Origin of the sequence: uncultured Gemella sp. (assembly GCF_963525165.1) — a bacterium.
Taxonomy (GTDB): domain Bacteria; phylum Bacillota; class Bacilli; order Staphylococcales; family Gemellaceae; genus Gemella.
The window spans coordinates 22,377-40,774 of record NZ_CAURJN010000016.1; the positions used below are offsets into that span (position 1 = coordinate 22,377).

The 18,398-nt window shown below is 29.5% G+C and carries 14 protein-coding genes; 2 read left to right on the plus strand and 12 right to left on the minus strand.

Annotated elements, in window-relative coordinates; translation table 11 throughout:
- Positions 1-199 precede the first annotated feature (199 nt).
- Positions 200-1,222, plus strand: coding sequence for a UDP-glucose 4-epimerase GalE (gene galE / locus RWQ74_RS04635; protein WP_314397123.1), 1,023 nt, complete (start codon positions 200-202; stop codon positions 1,220-1,222).
- 340 nt (positions 1,223-1,562) lie between these two features.
- Here the strand turns inward: galE and RWQ74_RS04640 are convergent, their stop codons facing one another.
- From RWQ74_RS04640 to RWQ74_RS04665, 6 genes are all read right to left on the minus strand, one after another.
- Positions 1,563-2,207, minus strand: coding sequence for a VTT domain-containing protein (locus RWQ74_RS04640; protein WP_314397124.1), 645 nt, complete (start codon positions 2,205-2,207; stop codon positions 1,563-1,565).
- A gap of 81 nt (positions 2,208-2,288) precedes the next feature.
- Positions 2,289-3,557 carry a transcription termination factor Rho gene (gene rho / locus RWQ74_RS04645; protein WP_314397125.1) on the minus strand — a complete coding sequence of 423 codons (1,269 nt, stop codon included), beginning with the start codon at positions 3,555-3,557 and terminating at the stop codon, positions 2,289-2,291.
- Positions 3,558-3,774: 217 nt separating this feature from the next.
- The gene (locus RWQ74_RS04650) at positions 3,775-4,662 is read right to left on the minus strand and encodes a DMT family transporter (RefSeq protein WP_314397126.1); all 888 of its coding nucleotides are present in this window, start codon (positions 4,660-4,662) and stop codon (positions 3,775-3,777) included.
- Positions 4,663-4,672: 10 nt separating this feature from the next.
- On the minus strand, positions 4,673-6,001 hold the full coding sequence (locus RWQ74_RS04655) for a hypothetical protein (RefSeq protein WP_314397127.1): 1,329 nt from the start codon (positions 5,999-6,001) through the stop codon (positions 4,673-4,675).
- A gap of 5 nt (positions 6,002-6,006) precedes the next feature.
- Positions 6,007-6,822, minus strand: coding sequence for a glucosamine-6-phosphate isomerase (locus tag RWQ74_RS04660; protein ID WP_314397128.1), 816 nt, complete (start codon positions 6,820-6,822; stop codon positions 6,007-6,009).
- A gap of 345 nt (positions 6,823-7,167) precedes the next feature.
- Complete coding sequence (locus RWQ74_RS04665; RefSeq protein ID WP_314397129.1) at positions 7,168-10,815, minus strand: UvrD-helicase domain-containing protein; 3,648 nt, start codon at positions 10,813-10,815, stop codon at positions 7,168-7,170.
- Positions 10,816-10,937: 122 nt separating this feature from the next.
- Here RWQ74_RS04665 and RWQ74_RS04670 point away from each other — a divergent pair, with 122 nt between their 5' ends.
- Positions 10,938-11,768, plus strand: a complete 831-nt coding sequence (locus tag RWQ74_RS04670) for a metallophosphoesterase (RefSeq protein ID WP_314397130.1) — start codon at positions 10,938-10,940, stop codon at positions 11,766-11,768.
- 72 nt (positions 11,769-11,840) lie between these two features.
- Here RWQ74_RS04670 and RWQ74_RS04675 read toward each other — a convergent pair whose 3' ends face one another.
- From RWQ74_RS04675 to RWQ74_RS04700, 6 genes are all read right to left on the minus strand, one after another.
- Positions 11,841-12,206 carry a hypothetical protein gene (locus RWQ74_RS04675; RefSeq protein WP_314397131.1) on the minus strand — a complete coding sequence of 122 codons (366 nt, stop codon included), beginning with the start codon at positions 12,204-12,206 and terminating at the stop codon, positions 11,841-11,843.
- 226 nt (positions 12,207-12,432) lie between these two features.
- Complete coding sequence (pepF, locus tag RWQ74_RS04680; RefSeq protein ID WP_314397132.1) at positions 12,433-14,235, minus strand: oligoendopeptidase F; 1,803 nt, start codon at positions 14,233-14,235, stop codon at positions 12,433-12,435.
- A 113-nt stretch (positions 14,236-14,348) separates the two neighbouring features.
- Positions 14,349-14,900 (minus strand): GNAT family N-acetyltransferase, encoded by a 552-nt coding sequence (locus RWQ74_RS04685; protein WP_314397133.1) that lies wholly within the window; start codon positions 14,898-14,900, stop codon positions 14,349-14,351.
- An 8-nt stretch (positions 14,901-14,908) separates the two neighbouring features.
- A complete protein-coding gene (locus tag RWQ74_RS04690) occupies positions 14,909-15,814 on the minus strand; it encodes a calcineurin phosphoesterase (protein WP_314397134.1) in 906 nt (301 codons plus the stop codon).
- A gap of 64 nt (positions 15,815-15,878) precedes the next feature.
- Complete coding sequence (locus RWQ74_RS04695; protein ID WP_314397135.1) at positions 15,879-17,249, minus strand: sodium:solute symporter; 1,371 nt, start codon at positions 17,247-17,249, stop codon at positions 15,879-15,881.
- 26 nt (positions 17,250-17,275) lie between these two features.
- Positions 17,276-18,121 (minus strand): rhodanese-like domain-containing protein, encoded by an 846-nt coding sequence (locus RWQ74_RS04700; RefSeq protein ID WP_314397136.1) that lies wholly within the window; start codon positions 18,119-18,121, stop codon positions 17,276-17,278.
- Between the last annotated feature and the right edge of the window lie 277 nt (positions 18,122-18,398).

Sequence of the window (18,398 nt, forward strand, 5' to 3'; positions counted from 1 at the left end):
CTACCGATTCTTAATTTTCCTCTTTAAATATGTATTACTTTCTCTCCGACTCATTACCTCTCTCATAATAACTACTCAATATCTTCCTAAAAATAGTAAAAAATATTTTCATTATCTTTCATATTTTTTCATTTTTTTGTTGACTTATATGTACTTTATATGATATATATATATATTTCACAATGGAAAGGATTACACTATGACTAAAAAAATACTTGTTACAGGTGGAGCTGGATTTATCGGGTCTCATACTTGTATAGAATTATTAAATAATGGAAATGAAGTAGTTGTCGTTGATAACTTATATAACGCAAATAAAAAGAGTTTAGAAGTAGTTGAACGAGTTACTGGTAAAAAGGTAACGTTTTATGAAGTTGATGTTCGTGATGAAGATAAATTAAATGAAGTTTTCGAAAAAGAAGGAAATATTTATGGAGTTATTCACTACGCTGGATTAAAAGCAGTTGGTGAATCTTGTGAAATCCCATTAGCATATTATGATAATAATATAGCTGGAACTATTACTTTGTTCCGTGTTATGGAAAAACACAACTGTAAAAATATAATTTTTAGTTCATCAGCTACAGTTTATGGGGATCCTCATATATTACCAATTAAAGAAGATTTCCCATTATCTGTAACTAACCCATACGGACGTACTAAATTAATAACTGAAGATATTTTAAAAGATGTTTATAAAGCAGACAACGAATGGAATATTGTTCTCCTTCGTTACTTTAATCCAATCGGAGCACATGAGTGTGGAGATATCGGAGAAGATCCAAAAGGAGTACCAAACAACCTAATTCCTTACATTATGCAAGTAGCTGTAGGTAAATTAGAAAAAGTTCAAGTTTTTGGTAATAATTTTGATACACATGATGGTACTGGAGTACGTGACTACATCCACGTAGTAGATTTAGCTCGCGGTCACGTTTCTGCTCTTAAGAAATTAGAAAAAGATAGTGGCTTAACTATTTATAACTTAGGAACAGGTATTGGTTATTCTGTATTAGATATTATTAAAAGTGCATCAGCTGCTGTTGGGCGTGATTTACCATATGTTATAACTCCACGTCGTGCAGGAGATATCGCTGCATGTTATGCTGATGCTACAAAAGCAAAAGAAGAACTTGGATGGGAAGCTCAATACGATATAAAACGTATGTGTGAAGATTCTTGGAGATGGCAAAGTAAACATCCAAATGGGTTTGCTGATTAATATACTTAAACAAGAAAATAAAAGTCTAAGAGACTGACCTAAAAGTCCTAGAAATAAAAAGTTAATATAAGAGCTTATAGGCGCAACGGGAATGACTCAACAAAATCAATTTTTCCAAAATCATGGTTTTTGAGTCACTCCCTCTTTTTATATAATAACACTTATTGAATTAACCACTCTTCTTATTTCCATAATAAAAAATCATCTAATCTTTACTATACAAAGAATAGATGATTTTTAAATTATTTTATTCTTATATCTTAATCTTAATAGTGAGATTTCGTTTGTTTTGAATTATTTATTTAGAAAAGAGACTCAAACGAGTCTCCTTCCTCATAAATTATGCTTTTTTTCTAGCCTTAATTGTCCCTACTATTATCGGAATTAAGCTAATTAAAACAATAGCAATTACTACTACTGAAAAGTTTTTCTTAACATATGAAATGTTTCCAAAGAAGTACCCTACTGATATAAATAATGTACACCAACAAAGGCCTCCAAAGAAGTCTATCACTCTAAACTTAGAATATTTCATCTTACCAGCTCCTACGATAAATGGAACTATTGTACGAATAATCGGGAAAAATCTAGCTAAGAAAATAGATTTTCCTCCATGTTTTGCTACAAAGTTTTCAGCGTCTTTTATATTGTCATCAGACACGAACTTTTTAAACCATGCTTTACTCTTTAAATAATCAGAGAAGTTTCTTCCAATAAAATAGTTACAGTTATCACCGATTACTGCAGCACTTATACATAAGAATAATAATAAAAAGATGTTATTCCCTGTTGCTGCCCATAATGCTCCACTAGCAAATAATAATGAGTCACCCGGTAAAAACGGCATGAATACAACACCAGTTTCGATAAAGATAATCAAGAAAATTATTCCATACATCCACCATGGACCGTGTTGAATCATTAATTCACCAAGATGCTTGTCAATATGCAATACAAAATCAATTAATAATTTAATTGTTTCCAATGTAATCCTCCTAAAATTAATATTTCCTAATGATTATACCATAGAGAACATACCTTGTCTAATAATCATACAATCAGTAGATTAATCTCTAATAAATTTTTTCATTTCAGCAATGTAGTCCTCATTACTTTCATGTTTTCTAAGATGATTAAGAACTCCGATTGTTGGTTCACTGACATCTTCAAGTTTTCTACGTGTTTGCCATAAAATTTTCACTTCGTCTTCTGTTAGCAATAGATCTTCTTTTCTTGTAGAACTCTTCAAGAAATCAATAGCCGGATAAACTCTTCTCGAAGCTAACTCTGGTGATAAGACAATTTCCATATTCCCTGTTCCTTTGAACTCCTCGAATATTAAATCATCCATTCTAGAACCCGTATTAATTAAGGCAGTTGCGATTATAGTTAAACTTCCTCCACCTTCAACATTTCTCGCTGCTCCAAAGAATGCCTTTGGCTTGTGAAGACTCGATGGATCTACCCCTCCACTTAAGACTTTACCACTACTTGGCTCTACAATATTATATGCACGTGCAAGTCTCGTTATACTATCCATAAGTATAATTACGTCTTGACCAAGTTCTACACGACGTTTTGCATGCTCTATTACTAGCTCAGCAACTTTAATATGATTTTCTGAAGTTTCGTCAAATGTAGAACTTACCACATCTGCACCTCTTACAGATCTTTCCATATCTGTTACTTCTTCTGGTCTTTCATCAATTAAAAGAATAATCAACTTTTTATCAGGATAATTTTTTCTAATTGAATTTGCTATATCTTTTAGCAGTGTTGTTTTACCAACTTTAGGTGGTGCAACAATCAATCCACGTTGTCCGAATCCAATCGGTGCTACCAAATCAACAAATCTTGTAGATAGTTTCTCCTTTGTTGTCTCTAAAACAATCTTCTGATTTGGATAAATTGGTGTTAATGCTTGGAAGTGAGCTCTACCCTTTGCAACCTCTGCATCTACATCATTAACCTTATCTACCTGTAATATACCTGCAAATCTTTCACCTTCACGTGGTTTACGAACTTTACCAAAGACTTCATCACCCTTTTTCAGCTCAAAACGACGAATTTGAGAAGCAGAAATATAAATGTCCGTTTCCCCTTTTTTATAATCAACAGTTCTTAAAAAACCAAAACCATTTTCTGGATGAATATCATCTAAAATTCCAGAAGCATAGTAATGTTCTTCACTTAAAGATTGTTTTTCTAATATTGCTAAAACTAATTCTTTTTTATTTAATGTATAATACCTTGGAACACTAAGTTCTTTCGCTAAAGCAGTAAGTTCTTTTGTATTCATACTTTTATACATTTCATCAAATTTTACGTTACTCATTTTTATCCTTTCTCTGCAGATACCGCAGAAATCCTCTTAAAATATTTAAACAAAAAATTGCCTAATTGAAACTGTCCTTAGGTATATTATTATCATAATTTTTTATCTAAACATACAACTTTAAACGAGAGTAACTTAAAATTCTTATTTTCAAAATCGATTTTAAAAGTTACCCCCGTTCAGTTCATCAAATGTCTAAAACTTCTTATTTTCTTTTTTATCTCTTACTTAGAACAATTACCGCTGATAGAATAAAAGCTGCACCAATTAAATCTATTGTTCCAAATGTCGTTCCTAGTAATAAGAAAGAGAAAATTATAGCAGCAATCGGTTCAAAGCAACCGATAATACTTCCCGTGACTGCACCAATTAACCTAACACCTTCTAAATATAAAGAAAATGACAATATTGTTCCAATTATTACCACTCCAGACATACATATAAAATCAATCAATGTAAAATTATCTGGAACATAATTACTACCTGTAGTAAAATAAACAACTACTCCTGCGATTAATAGTCCCCAAGCCATTATAGGCATTACACCATATTTTGTAGTTAAACTTATTGAAAAAATATTATAACTAGCAAGACCAAATGCAGAAAGTAGTCCCCAAAATAATCCTAATGTAGAAATATTCAATTTGCTAAAATCAAAATGGGTTGCTATTAATACAGTTCCAAATAACGAAACCACTATTGCAATAACCTCCCTTGGTAAAGGCCATCTTCTACCTATAATACAATAATATAGCATTATTATTACTGGACCAATATACTGTATAACCGTTGCCATTCCGGCATTTGTATACTTAATTGTTAGAAAGAAAGTTCCTTGACAGATTAACAGCCCGAAAAAAGAAAAATTTAATAGTTTTAAAATATCTATCTTATTTGAAAATACTCTCATTAAATTGTGTTTATCTTTAAGGAATAGCATAGCCACCATTGCTATTCCGGAGAAGAACAACCTATTAGCTATAATCCACACTGGGTCAATTCTTGATATATTTAATAAATATTCCCCTAATACTCCTGATAATCCCCAACATGTAGCACCTAGTAAGGTGAAAACTATACCTTTTTTCATCGTACTTTGTCCCATAATTACTCTCCTAATGATCAAATAATTTTAGACTAGAACTAACAATCTTATTAGATTTTTCTATTACTTCATCATATTTCTCATCTTTTGATAATAAGATACTAGTGAATAAAGTAATCATATTATTTTGCGCTACCATCATATTTCCACATGTATAGAATTTAGCATCTAATTTATTAGTAATATAGCCAAATGGTGAATACCAAAAACCATACCCTACATTATAATTTTCAGCGAAGAAATTTTTTGCAGCACTTTCTGGATATCCTTTTATTGTTGGCATAGGATATAAAAGACTAAGAGCTTTTATCGCTTTTTGCGAATCCTCAACTTTTGAATTCAAAACAGAATATACATCAAGTTTTTTCCCCATTAGAGTCTTGTCATCATAAACATTAAACTCAGCATCATAATGTTCTTCAAAATTTTCTTTATATTCATTAATGATTTCTTTTTCATCAAACATAATCGAATAATCATTATTAAATAAATTCTCTTTTTTCAGATAAAGATGTGCTTTTAAATCATTATTAGTATAATCTAAAGAGATTAGAGGATTTGTAGTAACGAATAGACTTTTTTTAGATTCAAATGCTATAAAGTACCTATTCTTGCTCAGAAGATATTTTGTTACCGCACCTAAAGAAGTATTATTTTCTAATAATATTAAGTTTTTCCTTGATAAAACTATTCGTTTTAATTCTTCTTTTTCTATTTGAAGAAGGGCTTTCCTAATATTTTCTTGCCAAAGTTCTGGATAAATCTCTCTAACGACATTAATCTGTGGTTCACTAGATATTTCATTTTTATCATCAAGTTTGTTTAAAAACGAAATTCTCTCTGCCCATAATTCAGAAAACTCTTTTTCCTCTTTCATATTAAAGAACAATGTGATATAAACATCATCACCTTTAAAAACCGCGAGGGTACCTGGTACAACAAATGATGTATCACTAAAATCTACCCATTCTTGACTGTTTTTATTATTTCCATCTGAGATTCCACCGTAAATACCGAAGTATTCACAATCATGCTCATCAATTTCTAAAACCGTTACCTGTGCTCTTAACTCTTCGAACCCAGATAGTACACTACTATTATCAAAACTTGTTAAGAAATCATTAGAGTCTAATAACCATGTTGCTTCATAACCTATTCCAATTATAGAAGATTTAGTATCAGGTGTTCTTATAATAAATCTCTCACCTTTTTTCGGTGTGAAAAGACTGATAAACTGATCTTCCGTAAAAGTTTTATTCAGTTTAAATTTTACAACAAGTTTATCATCAAGAACTGTATCACTAAAATCATAATCTATAATTTTCTGATAATCATTCATACTTATTACCTATCCTTTTTTTTCTCCTCATTTTGTAATTTTTCTTCTCGTTCTTTAATTTCTAATCTTTTTTGCCTTTGTTTAATAAGTCTATTTACTTCTTCTTCAGATTTGTAACTAGCATCCTTATCCGTAAAGATAAAAAGATTTTTATGATCATTTAAGATTGACAGAATAGTTTTATTTTCTGAGTCTTCATTCTCAAATAATTCTGCTATGTATTGTCTCTTATCACTACCTAATACAACTACAAATAAATTTCTAGCTGCCATTAGATTCTTATATCCAATACTAATTAATTTATTCCCATTAATTTCCATTCCAGCCTCTTGGAGCTGTGATTTCTCTTCATCTGAAAACTCTACAATATGAAGTTCTTTATTTACTTCATCTGCATAACGATAATCAAGTATTCCTCCATCAGATCCTAGGAATACTACTGCAACATCAATAGGATTTTCAGACAACACTTCACTATAGCTACTCAAGTCTTCTTCACATTCATTACTATCTAATGTTTGAGGATAATAAATATTTTTTGTCTCTACGTCTAGTTTTTTAAATAACTCATGTCTAGCGTATCGATATAATCCAAATCTTTCCTCAATATCGATATCAGCAAATTCTCGTTGTCCTAACATAATTATATGTTTATAACGATATTTCCCCATTTTATTATCATCTATCATTCTGTTTGTGAATTGAGTATTTATTATATTTTCTGGCAAACAGATAACTGCCCCATCTTCTAAATTTTTTTCAAATTCATCATACATTCTATTTAAAACTGCTGTTTCACTATTACAAACTATATATTTCAAGATTTCACCTCCAAATTATAATAAATCATTTAATATTATACCACAATTACTCCCTACTAACAACGTGCTAACATTTTATAATTATGCTATTGTTTTTATGTTAATTCCCAAAGTAAGTGAGCGACTCAAAAATCGTGATTTCGGAGAAACGATTTTGGTCACCCCCGAAAAGTTTATTAGATATCTAAAAAGCTTTTATAAAACGAATTTAGATATCAATAAATCACTGCCTCTATGCGTTCTCAAAAGAACTTTGTTAAATTTTAGGTCTTTTGGGTCAGCCCCTTAACCTGAAACTAATTTTCTAACTGAAACTTAAATTGGGAATTTATCTATTATTTTTAGTTACTCTATTTCAATTAAACTTGAAAGAACATAAGAATATACAAAAGTTCTAATATTATTTAATTTATAATATTCCGCTACCGCTTCTTTATAAATTCTAAGTTGTTCCCTGTGTCTATCTCGTAAAATTTCTTCTCCATTCCTACTAGTCACGTGATCCGTTTTATAATCTACGATAATTGCTTCCTCATCAGAAATTTTAATAAATAAATCGACAACCCCTTGCAGTATAACATCTATATCACTTTCACTATCATCATATAATTCTTTTGCCTTCTTAGCAGTTGTGAATGCTATCTCCGTTTGGCAAAATTCACTTTTAGCTACTAATTTTATTAACTCACTATTAATAAAATTAGTAATCTTTTCTATATCATCTTTATTATTTATATTATCAAATTCTTCTTGAGATAGTATTCTATGTTCTTTTATATTCTGTAGTAAATTATCTGTTTTCTTTAAGCTATCGATGTAACTCACTACATCCGAAATTTCCACTCCTGCTCTCGTATCATTAACTATCTTTTCAAAAAGTTTATGAATGATATTCCCCCTTAAGATCGCCTTACTAGTAGATGTTGATTTTTTTAATGTGGTTAATTCTAAGTATCCTCGTTTTTCTTTTTTATGATTCCACTCATGATCTTTAGTATTAATTTTTTTCAAGGCACTATATGAAGTTTTAGCAGGAAATACTTTATTTTTCACTTCAATCGTGTGATTATCACTTTGTTTGCTTGATTCATCCTGTTGCTTACTTTCAAATTGCTTATAAAATTCTTGCAAATCAAATCCCGAACTATCTTCTACATCTTTTACAAGAGGCTCACTTTCGTAATCTTTAAACAAAGCATCCTTTTCATTTTCAAAAATAAACTCTTCTCCATAATCACTCAGTAGATTATTTAAGATTTTCTCGAAATTATCGTCCTCTATTAAAGCTTGATATAACGGTTTATCTTTAGCTTTCTCATTATTTAATTCTACTCCATTTGGACTCACAAGGTGCAGCGAATTTTCAGCGCGAGTCAGTGCAACATATAAGTTACGTACTTCTTCTTCTCTTTCACGTAATTTTATTAAAATACTATTATATTTAAACAGCTGATTTAATTTTTCTATGTTACTAGAAACTAACCCAAACTTTTGACCTAACTCTTCTACGTTGATACTTAAACCAAAGATTTCTGTGAATAATAGTTCACCTGTATAACCTCTTTTACTAAATGAAGTATCTAAATCGGCCACAAAAACTATCTTATATTCTAATCCTTTTGAAATATGAATTGTAGATAAAGTTACACTATCATTTGGTGTGCGTTTTTTTGTTTCAAATACCTCATCATTTTTTATAATTTTTAATTGATTTACCAAACCGCTTAATTTATTATCTATATTTTGATAATCATTAACAATATCTATAAAGTTTTCATAATAATCTAATTCTTCATCATTTGTATCAATTGTTACTAAATAATTTTTAAAATCTGTATCAATAGCTATACATTCTAATAGATTTGGAAGTGAATTGTTTAAACTAAAATTCAACCATTTTTTTAATAAATTTACAGTATTATAATCTTTTTCCTTTTCACTATTTTGTAATTTTTCAAAAAGATTTTTCCCTTTTGTTATAGATAATTTTAATAATTCATCATTACTGTAATCAAATACCTCAGTATGTAAAATTGCAAGTAAACTAGCATCTCTATTCGTATTATCTAAAAATCTAAGTATATTATACAAAATGTTAAATGCGTTAGATTCAGTAAATCCAACCTTTTCTTTAAAGAATAACGGTATATTGTATTTAGCAAAAACTTCTTTAAAACTAGACATTTTTGTACTATTTCTAACTAAAATAGCATAGTCACTATACTTTTTACCATTTTTTATACCTAATAATATTTCGTAGGCAATATTTTCTATAGATTGTTCTCTATAAGATTTTTTATCTTCTAAAAGTTCACCTGTAAAATAATTAATCTTACCATTAATTAACCTAGTTGGAATAATTTCAGAACTATTCTTTTCTTTTGCTTTCGGATAATATAATGCACTATCTTCTCCATAACTTACCCCAGCATTTTTATTTCCCATAAGTCTATTAAAAATATAATTACTAGATTTTAATATATTAACATCACTTCTAAAGTTTTCTTTTAGAACTATACAAATTCCTTCAGAATCATCTTCAAAAGAATATTCTTGTTTTTCTGAATAATTATCAATTTCTAGTTTTCTATAACTATTATATTTTTGTTCGAATAAATCAGGATTTGATCCTCTAAAGCCGTAGATTGCTTGTTTCACATCACCTACCCTAAAGAAATGCACTCCTTCTCCTTTAATAAGATTTAAGATATACTCTTGAAGGTTATTATTATCTTGATACTCATCAACATATATTTCTAAGAAATAATTTTTATAATACTGAGCCGCTTCACTAGGAACAATTTCCCCATTCTCTTCTCTAGTTAAAGCCTTTATAGCAAGATGATTTAAATCAGAAAAGTCTAAAAAGTTATTCTCACGTTTTCTTTTAATGAAATCATTGTGCAGTTTCTTCAATAAACTTGTAATCGACTTAGCCAATAAATTCATTTTTTCTAAAACTTTAAAATAATTTAAATAATCAACAAGAACCTCATGGACTCCACTTAATAGCCCAGTATCATAAATATTATCTTCAATCTCAAACTGTGTATTAAGCTTACTTATAAGCTCTTTTATCTCTTCAAGTTGTTCTTGATTACTCTTTATAGAAACTTCATCTACATACCTTGCAAGCTTTTCTTTTTTTGTTTCATCTAAATTTACAAGAGACAATATATCTAATGAGCTTTCCTTCTTACTATCTATTAAATACTGTTGTACATACTTGCAGAAATCTATCGCAATATCTATACTTTCTTTTTGTGTTAACTCACTAACTTTATTAAACTTATCTATTATACTATTATCTTCAATTTCAAAATTGTTAGTTACTAAATCGTTTAGTTTTGTAAAATCTTCATCTAGATAATTTTGGAAATTTGGAATATTTAATAATTTATAGTATAAATCAATAATATAAGAGCTAATATTCTGTTTAGAGCCAAATACTGTAAATAATAGGTCAGTCGTATTAGAATCTTCCTGTACTAATTGTTCAAGAACATTTCCTATCGTTTCATTCAATAATCCTCTACTATTCGCAAGTATACTAAAATTAGGTGATAAATATTTAATTTCATCATCAATCTTTTCTTCAACTAGATAATAAAATTTCTTCAGTACATTTAAACAAAAACTATCAATAGTACTTATATAAGCATCATTCATTAACATTCTTTGTTTTCTTAGATATATTAAATCTTTTTCCTTATTAGTAGATAGTAATCGTTCACTGATTTTATTCTCAATTCTTACAATCATATTCTTCGCCGCAGCAGTCGTGAATGTCAGTACTAGTAGACGATCCACATCCCATCTATTAGAAGCTACCTTCCTCGCGATTCTTTCAGAGAGCACTTCAGTTTTACCACTCCCAGCAGCTGCCGCAACAAGAACATCAGCACCGGTAATAGCTATTGCTTGCCATTGCGGGGCTGAATAAGAGTGTTTTCTAGAAGCGGCTATTTTATCAATCTTCTCAATTTTTATCATATAATTATCCTCTAATTTTACATTAATTATCACTATATATTTTAACATACTTTAAGCTTTATGGTATAATATTTTAAAATACTATTATGTTTATTACTAAAATATTTTAAAGGTGAAATGTAATGAATCGAAAAATTTTAGCGCTAGCTCCGATTATTGCGGCTAGTTCAATAATAAGACAAAATAAAAAATTAAAAGTAAGAAAAACTACTCTCAAATTTGATAAACTACCTCAAGCTTTTGACAATTTTAAAATAGCTCAAGTTAGCGACATTCACTGTGATAGGATTGGATATAGTGATTTGTCATTTATAAAAAAAATTAAGGATTTTAAACCGGATATAATTGTTATTACTGGAGATACTCTAGATAGCTATAATAATGATATGGATATTGCTTATAACATTCTAAGTCAATTAGCAATAGTAGCTCCATGTTATTTCGTCTCTGGAAATCACGAATTAAGACTTCCTGAAGAATACAACCAGCTTATAAATAGGATGAAAAAACTTAATATTACGTATATACACAATAGCAATCTATTAATCACAAGAAATAATGAAAGTATTAATTTGGTTGGGGTTGAGGATTATAATTTCTTTAAAAATGAAGATAAGCTAAATCATAGAGCAAACTTCATAAAAACTCTAGAAGAACTTTACTCTCCTAATCACTTTAATATACTTTTATCACATAGACCTGAGAAATTTCCGATTTACGCAGATATAAAATATGAACTTATCTTTTCAGGTCATGCGCACGGCGGTCAATGGAGAATACCATTTGTAGGTGGTATTTTCTCTCCCAGTCAAGGTTTCTTCCCAAAATATACTAATGGAAACTATGTTTTAAAAGATTCAACTTTAATTGTCTCGCAAGGTCTTGGTAACAGCTCATTCCCTATTAGGATTAATAATAGAATAGAGTTAGTTTTAGCAACGTTAAAAAAATAAAATAGAACTAAATTACCGACTCAAAAAGTTAGAACTCAATTCTTTCTTTTTAGAGTCGGTAATTTAATTATATTATTTTACAGCTGAAGTTTTTGGCAATGCTTTTTTAATATTTTTATTCATTGGATTTACTTGTTTTTTAGGTGTTTGCGTAGCAGCTGGAAGTTTATATTCTGGTTTTGAATTAACTAGGGCTTCTCCTGTTTCATATTTTGTATTTAATTTTTTATATTCGGCTTCTGCAGCATCTAGATATTTATTTTCAGCATCGTTTGATTCTTTGGTAGTCGGTGTATCCGTTGGATGATCTTTTGGTATAACTGTTGAAGGCGTTGCTGGTTGTGGGATTCCTTCTGCTTTTACAAACCCTCCTGAAAGTGTTCCAAATGGAACAGCAAGAGCAACTAAAGTTGTTATTAATAATTTTTTAGATTTCATATTGAAAATCTCCTTTATAAATAAATTTTTTCAAATACATTATACTACTACCTTCTGAATTTATCAATTAAAATTCGTTTTTTTACGTAAATAAAAACCTTTAAAATCAACTTTTATAAAGAAAACCAAGTGTTTATTTTTATAATTTTAATATTATTTAATTAGCAAATATCCATAAAGAATCACTTGTATAGCCTATCTAACTATACAAGTGATTCTTTATTTATTAAAAATATAATTTTTCAAATTTTTCTATTTTTTCTTCGAAACCTTGAAGTGCTAATTCTATAGCAGCCGGTTTAGACATATCTACTCCAGCATTCTTTAAAACTTCTATTGGATAATTAGAGCATCCTTTTGAAAGAAATTCATCAATATAAACTTTAGCATTTTTACTATCTTCTAAGATTAGTTTTGATAATGCTTGTGCTGCCGAATATCCAGTAGCATATTGGTATACATAGTAATTGTAATAGAAGTGCGGTACTCTAGACCATTCATATTTTATATCTTCATCATAAGTGAAGACATCCCCGTAGTATTTCTTAACCAAGTTAAAGTACTCAGTATTTAAATAATCAGCCGTAATTGCTCCACCATTTTGAAGGTGTTGGTTAATTTTATGCTCAAATTCTGCAAATTGAGTTTGGCGATATACTGTTGCTGTAAAGCCGCTTAATGCCTGGTTAAGTACACGTAGCATACCATTTTTGTTACCTTCTTTTTCAAATTTATTATAAAGGTACTCAGTTAATAATGCTTCATTACAAGTTGATGCTACCTCAGCAACAAAGATTGAATAATCTCCATAAACATATGGCTGATGTTTTCTAGTATAGTAAGAATGCATAGAGTGCCCAAGTTCATGAATTAAAGTATATACATCATTTAATGTTCCATCAAAATTTAATAGTACAAATGGTTTTGTAGTATATCCACCCCATGAATACGCACCAGATCGTTTCCCTTTATTAGGATAAACATCAATCCAACGTTCCGTGAATGCTTTTCTCATGTCATTAACGTATTCTTCTCCCATCGGCTTAACCGCTTCAAGAACAATATCACGAGCCTCTTCGAATGTGAATTTTAACGGTTCGCCTTTTACCATTGATACTGATCTATCGTATAATCTGAAGTCTTCAAATCCTTTTGCTCTTTTATGTAGACTATAATATTTTTGTAGTGCAGGAATTTTTTCATTTACTACTGATACTAAATTATCATAGACTTCTTCTGGAATTAAGTTATTAGATAATGCATTATTTCTTGTTGATGAATACTTATACACATCTGCATAATATTTTTTTCGTTTTAAATTTCCACCTAATGTAGATGCTAACGTATTATTATGTTTTTTGAAATAATCATACAAGGCATGGAATGTATTTTTTCTAAGTACTCTATCCGTGCTTTCCATATAAGTTCCATAAGTCCCATGAGTTAAAGTATATTTATTTCCATCTTTATCTTCTACTTGTTCAAATCCAACATCAGCATTGTTTAACGCTGAAAAAGTTTCATCACTTGCATTTAGTGCCTCACCAGCCATCGCTATGATTCTTTCTTGTTCTGCATCTAATGTGTGAGGACGTTTTTTATTTAGTTTTTCTAACTCAAACTTATAAACTTTCAGTTCATCTAATTCGTCTACATACCCTAATAGGACATTTTCTTCAATCGAAAGAAGTTCTGGTTTTAAAAATGACCATTCCGCATAAAACTTAGAACTTAAATTCATTGTTTTAGCATATATTTCACCGTATTCAGCATTAGTACTATCCTGATCTTTTCTTAAAAAAGCATAAATAGTTAATTGCTCCATTTTTAAAGACATATCTTCTTCGGCTTTAAATACTTCTAATAGTCCTTTTGCACCTTCTTTAACTTTTCCTCTATAGTTTTTTATTTCTGGAATAAGTTTTTCTACTTCTTTAAATTGGTTCCAAAAATCTTCATTTGTTTTAAACATCGATTCTAAGTCCCAAGTATTTTCAACTTTTTGATCTTTTCTTAGTAATTCAACCATATTTTTTCTCCTTATGTTTATACATATTCTCAATTATATCACATATTTTAATAATTTGGTAATTTATATTTTTAAAATTAAAATAAATTTTCTGAAAATACGATTTAAGCAACTTATTTTCTTTTTATTAAATGATCATATTCCTCATGACCTATAAATATTTCACATTCTTTTTTAAATCCATAACTTTCGTATAACTTTCTCGCTCTATTATTTGATTGTGCAACATTTAAACTTAACTTAGCTTGTCCACTATTAACAAATTCTGTTAATAGTTTATTACCAATACCTTCTCCTCTGGTATCAGAAAAAACAAATAATGTATCTAAATAGAATTCTCCAACTAGTACCTCATCATAATCAAAAATCATCGAATCTTTCTTCAGATTAAAATTACTTACAACTTCTACATACCAAAAATCTTTCATTTTATTGACTTCATCGTAATGATATGTGAAAGAAAATCCTTTAATTTCACCTTCAATTTCATATACTGTACAATTTTTATAACTAAATCTATCATATTCAGATGAGAATACATATTCTAAAATCTTTAAAACTTTCTCTTCCGAATAATCTTTTAAAATATCTATCTCTAATGATTTAATAAAGTCAAATAATCCTTCTACTACTCTAAGATCTCCTTTTATTGCTTTTCTAATCATACAGCCTCCTAAACAATAATATCTTCTATTGCTAATGATGTTCCATTAATTATACGATTCTTATAAGAAATACTCGCTGGTGAGCCCTCGCTCCAAATTCTTTCAAACCATAATTTGAATTTTTCTATATCAAAATCAACTTTCACTAACTCAACAAATAATTCACCTATCTCTCGTGAAATAATCGCCTTTTCATGCTTACTTTTGGCTATTCTAGTAAATAGACCAAATGTTTGTCCCTGTATATTCGCCATTCCAGCTGCACCATTATTAATAACAATATTTCTTCCATTATCATATACAACTGGTAAACATGTGTGAGTTGTTGCTAATATATCTATATCATTCTCTTTAAACCAATTGTCTAATTCTTTCTTTCTAGATTCTAATTTTAAATTATCATTTGAACATCCCCAGCCAGACATACTTTTTTCATCACCATGAGTGATTGCAATCTTTTTGCCAAAAAAATCTAATACTAAAGTTTTTGATCGCTCTTTTACATCATTAAGAATTTGATCACCTTTAATATTTTCTTTCATCATATTATGAATAATATTTGATCGTTCTACCACACCATTACTGACATCCTCGGGATAATTACAGCCACATCCTAAAGATGATGTATTATTTAACAATTCAAATTCAACATTTCCTAGAAGTTTTATGCTGTCTTCAGATAACTCCTCAATCTTCAAAAAATCTTCCTTTTCGACATCAAACCAATGCATATCACCATTAAAAACTACCTTCGCATTTTCATCTTGTGCCATCTTATTGATAATTTCTAAAGCGTATCTATTTCCGTATAATCCTCCAACAATATAAATAACATCAGATTCTATCATTTTTACATCTGCTGCCCAATTCTTTTGAAGAATATACTCTAATGAACAATTTCTACCTTTTTCCATATAACTCTCTCCAAATTAAAAATAAAAGTAAGGAGTGCAAATCTTTACTTTTATTATATTATATTTATTTGTTTTTTGCGAACATTCCTGGTACTACATAGCCAATAGTACATAAAATTAATCCGTATAAATTAACTCCTAGCAGTAGTGCATTCTTACCTGTACCAATAGCCCAACTTGTAGGAATTAAGTTAATAGTTAGTAGTATTCCTAAAATAATTCCAATCCAAAAACTTAAGTGGAATCCTAATTTTGTTGGTTTAACAAAACCGTGTAATAAGAAAATCGGTGCTAGTCCAATTACCATTGTTCCACTAATCGTTGTAGCTTTAAGAATATCTGTTCCCATAATCATTGGAAGATTGCCTATAATTGCAAATGCAATCATAAATAAAACTGCTACTTTTTTCGGATTTTTTAATCCTCTATTAGACATTTCTGGTAAATCCTTAGCCGTTAACTTACCTAAACTTGCAAATGTAGAGTCAAGAGTAGAACCTGCTGCAGATACCATTACTACTATCATAGCAAAATACCCTACAACACCTAAAGTTTTACCTAAAGCTGCTGGCACATTACTACTTACTTCCATCCCAATTAATTTCGCATGAATTCCGATAAAACTAAAGATTAAAATAGAGAAAAATCCTAGTATACCAGATACGAAAAATGCACGAAGCATAGTCTTCTCACTTGCGATAAACCCTCTATCTGTTAATACTGGATCGTGGAATGGATAACTAAATAATTGTAAAATCGTAACAAGTAACATATCCACACCTGCATTCATCGCCCAATTCCCTGATGTCACAAAATCACTAAGGTTGTGCTGCGGTAAGATTAAAGTAACTACCCAACCAACAAAGAATATAAAAATAACAGCTTGGATAACATCAGTTATGATTGAACTTCTTAATCCACCAAGTACAGTATAACCTAAAGTTATAGCTGTAAATAAAATTGCAGAGATGATAAATTCTTTACTACCTGCTTTTCCATAATATCCACCTACTACAGAAGTATTACTCCATACTTCATTAAATAAACGAATAAGTATCGCTGCTGAAAATGCAACAGAAGCTGCTTTTCCATAATTTGAAGTTAAGAAACTTACTAACCCTTTTGCTTGATACTTCGTTCTTAGTCTATAAATTGCTAGTCCACAAATAGGAATACAAAGCCAATATGTTGCATAAGCTAATCCACCTACGAATCCATATTGAGCTCCTAAATTTGCAGCATTTGTTACAGATTTAGCAAAAATCCAACTTATAAAAATACTTAACATAAGCATCATCTCAGTAGGTTTTTCACCTCTATTGCCATCACCTCTAAAGAATCCAGCCTCTGTTACCTTCTTTGGTGATAATAAAAACATTACCACTCCATAAACTATTAAAAATCCCCAAAATAGATATCCTGTCATATCATTCATTTCCTATATAAATTCTCCTTATTATTTTAATCTAATACTACTTCACCGACATTAACGTATCTTGCAAATGAAGGTTCATAGTTTCGCACTTTAAAACCTAACTCTTCTAATATTACCGCAACGTACGAAGCACGAACTCCAGTAGTGCAATAAGTAACCTGTAGTTTATTTTTATCTAAGCCTTTATTAGTAACATATTTTTCTAATGCTTCTCTAGATTTTAAGAATCCATTACTATCAACCAGTAAATTAAATGGTAGAGAAATTGCACCAGGAATATGACCTGCTTTATTCTCCCCATAAATTACACGACCATTATATTCAACTTCTAACCTAGTATCAATAATTTGAACATCTGTATTACCTATTTTTGATAATAATTCATCTGTGTAAATAGCTTTTTCATTTTGAGTTGCTTCGCTACGAACTACATCGCTAACATCAATTCTGTCAGACGATGGTTCATAATTTTTATTAAATCCTAATTTCTCAACTTGGTTAAACCCACCATCAATGAACTTAACATTATCAAATCCTGCATAACTAAATGTATACAGAACTCTAGCTTCATCTCCAAATCCTTGTTCAGGCATAGTAAAACCATAAACTAGTACTTCAGATTCATCTGTAATTCCTAGTTTAGAGAAAATTTGTTGATAATTCTCTTTAGATAATAATTTTCCTAAATCTTCTCCCCCAAATTCTCCAAGTAAACTTATATCAGTCCAATCAACAACGATTGCTTTGTCATACATTAAAGAACCTTCTTCAAGCATTCCTCCACGTGCATCTATTACAACGACATTGCTATTTGTTCTATTATTTAATAAATACTCAGCATCAACCAACTTTTTAAAATCAAATTGTGTCATAACTATTCCTCCTTTCTGACTATATATATGATTAATTATATCACAGCTTTTAATTAAAAAATATAATTTTGCTTTCTAAATATAATAAAATTATTACATTTTTAAAACAACTAAGTATATATAAATTTAATAAATAATATTTTTTACAAATCGTAAACACAACTATTTACAACCGTAAATAATCGTGTTATAATAAATCGGAATTGTTTTGAATTGAATATAAGGAGAAAATACATGAACAAGAAAAAAATGATAATTACTGGTGCCTGTGGTTCAT

Coding starts and splice junctions, on each gene's coding strand:
- RWQ74_RS04685 (WP_314397133.1), bottom strand. CDS start 14,900: ATGATTAGAAAAGCAATAAAAGGAGATCTTAGAGTAGTAGAAGGATTA.
- RWQ74_RS04700 (WP_314397136.1), bottom strand. CDS start 18,121: ATGACACAATTTGATTTTAAAAAGTTGGTTGATGCTGAGTATTTATTA.
- galE (WP_314397123.1), top strand. CDS start 200: ATGACTAAAAAAATACTTGTTACAGGTGGAGCTGGATTTATCGGGTCT.
- RWQ74_RS04690 (WP_314397134.1), bottom strand. CDS start 15,814: ATGGAAAAAGGTAGAAATTGTTCATTAGAGTATATTCTTCAAAAGAAT.
- RWQ74_RS04670 (WP_314397130.1), top strand. CDS start 10,938: ATGAATCGAAAAATTTTAGCGCTAGCTCCGATTATTGCGGCTAGTTCA.
- RWQ74_RS04695 (WP_314397135.1), bottom strand. CDS start 17,249: ATGAATGATATGACAGGATATCTATTTTGGGGATTTTTAATAGTTTAT.
- rho (WP_314397125.1), bottom strand. CDS start 3,557: ATGAGTAACGTAAAATTTGATGAAATGTATAAAAGTATGAATACAAAA.
- RWQ74_RS04655 (WP_314397127.1), bottom strand. CDS start 6,001: ATGAATGATTATCAGAAAATTATAGATTATGATTTTAGTGATACAGTT.
- RWQ74_RS04665 (WP_314397129.1), bottom strand. CDS start 10,815: ATGATAAAAATTGAGAAGATTGATAAAATAGCCGCTTCTAGAAAACAC.
- RWQ74_RS04650 (WP_314397126.1), bottom strand. CDS start 4,662: ATGGGACAAAGTACGATGAAAAAAGGTATAGTTTTCACCTTACTAGGT.
- RWQ74_RS04675 (WP_314397131.1), bottom strand. CDS start 12,206: ATGAAATCTAAAAAATTATTAATAACAACTTTAGTTGCTCTTGCTGTT.
- pepF (WP_314397132.1), bottom strand. CDS start 14,235: ATGGTTGAATTACTAAGAAAAGATCAAAAAGTTGAAAATACTTGGGAC.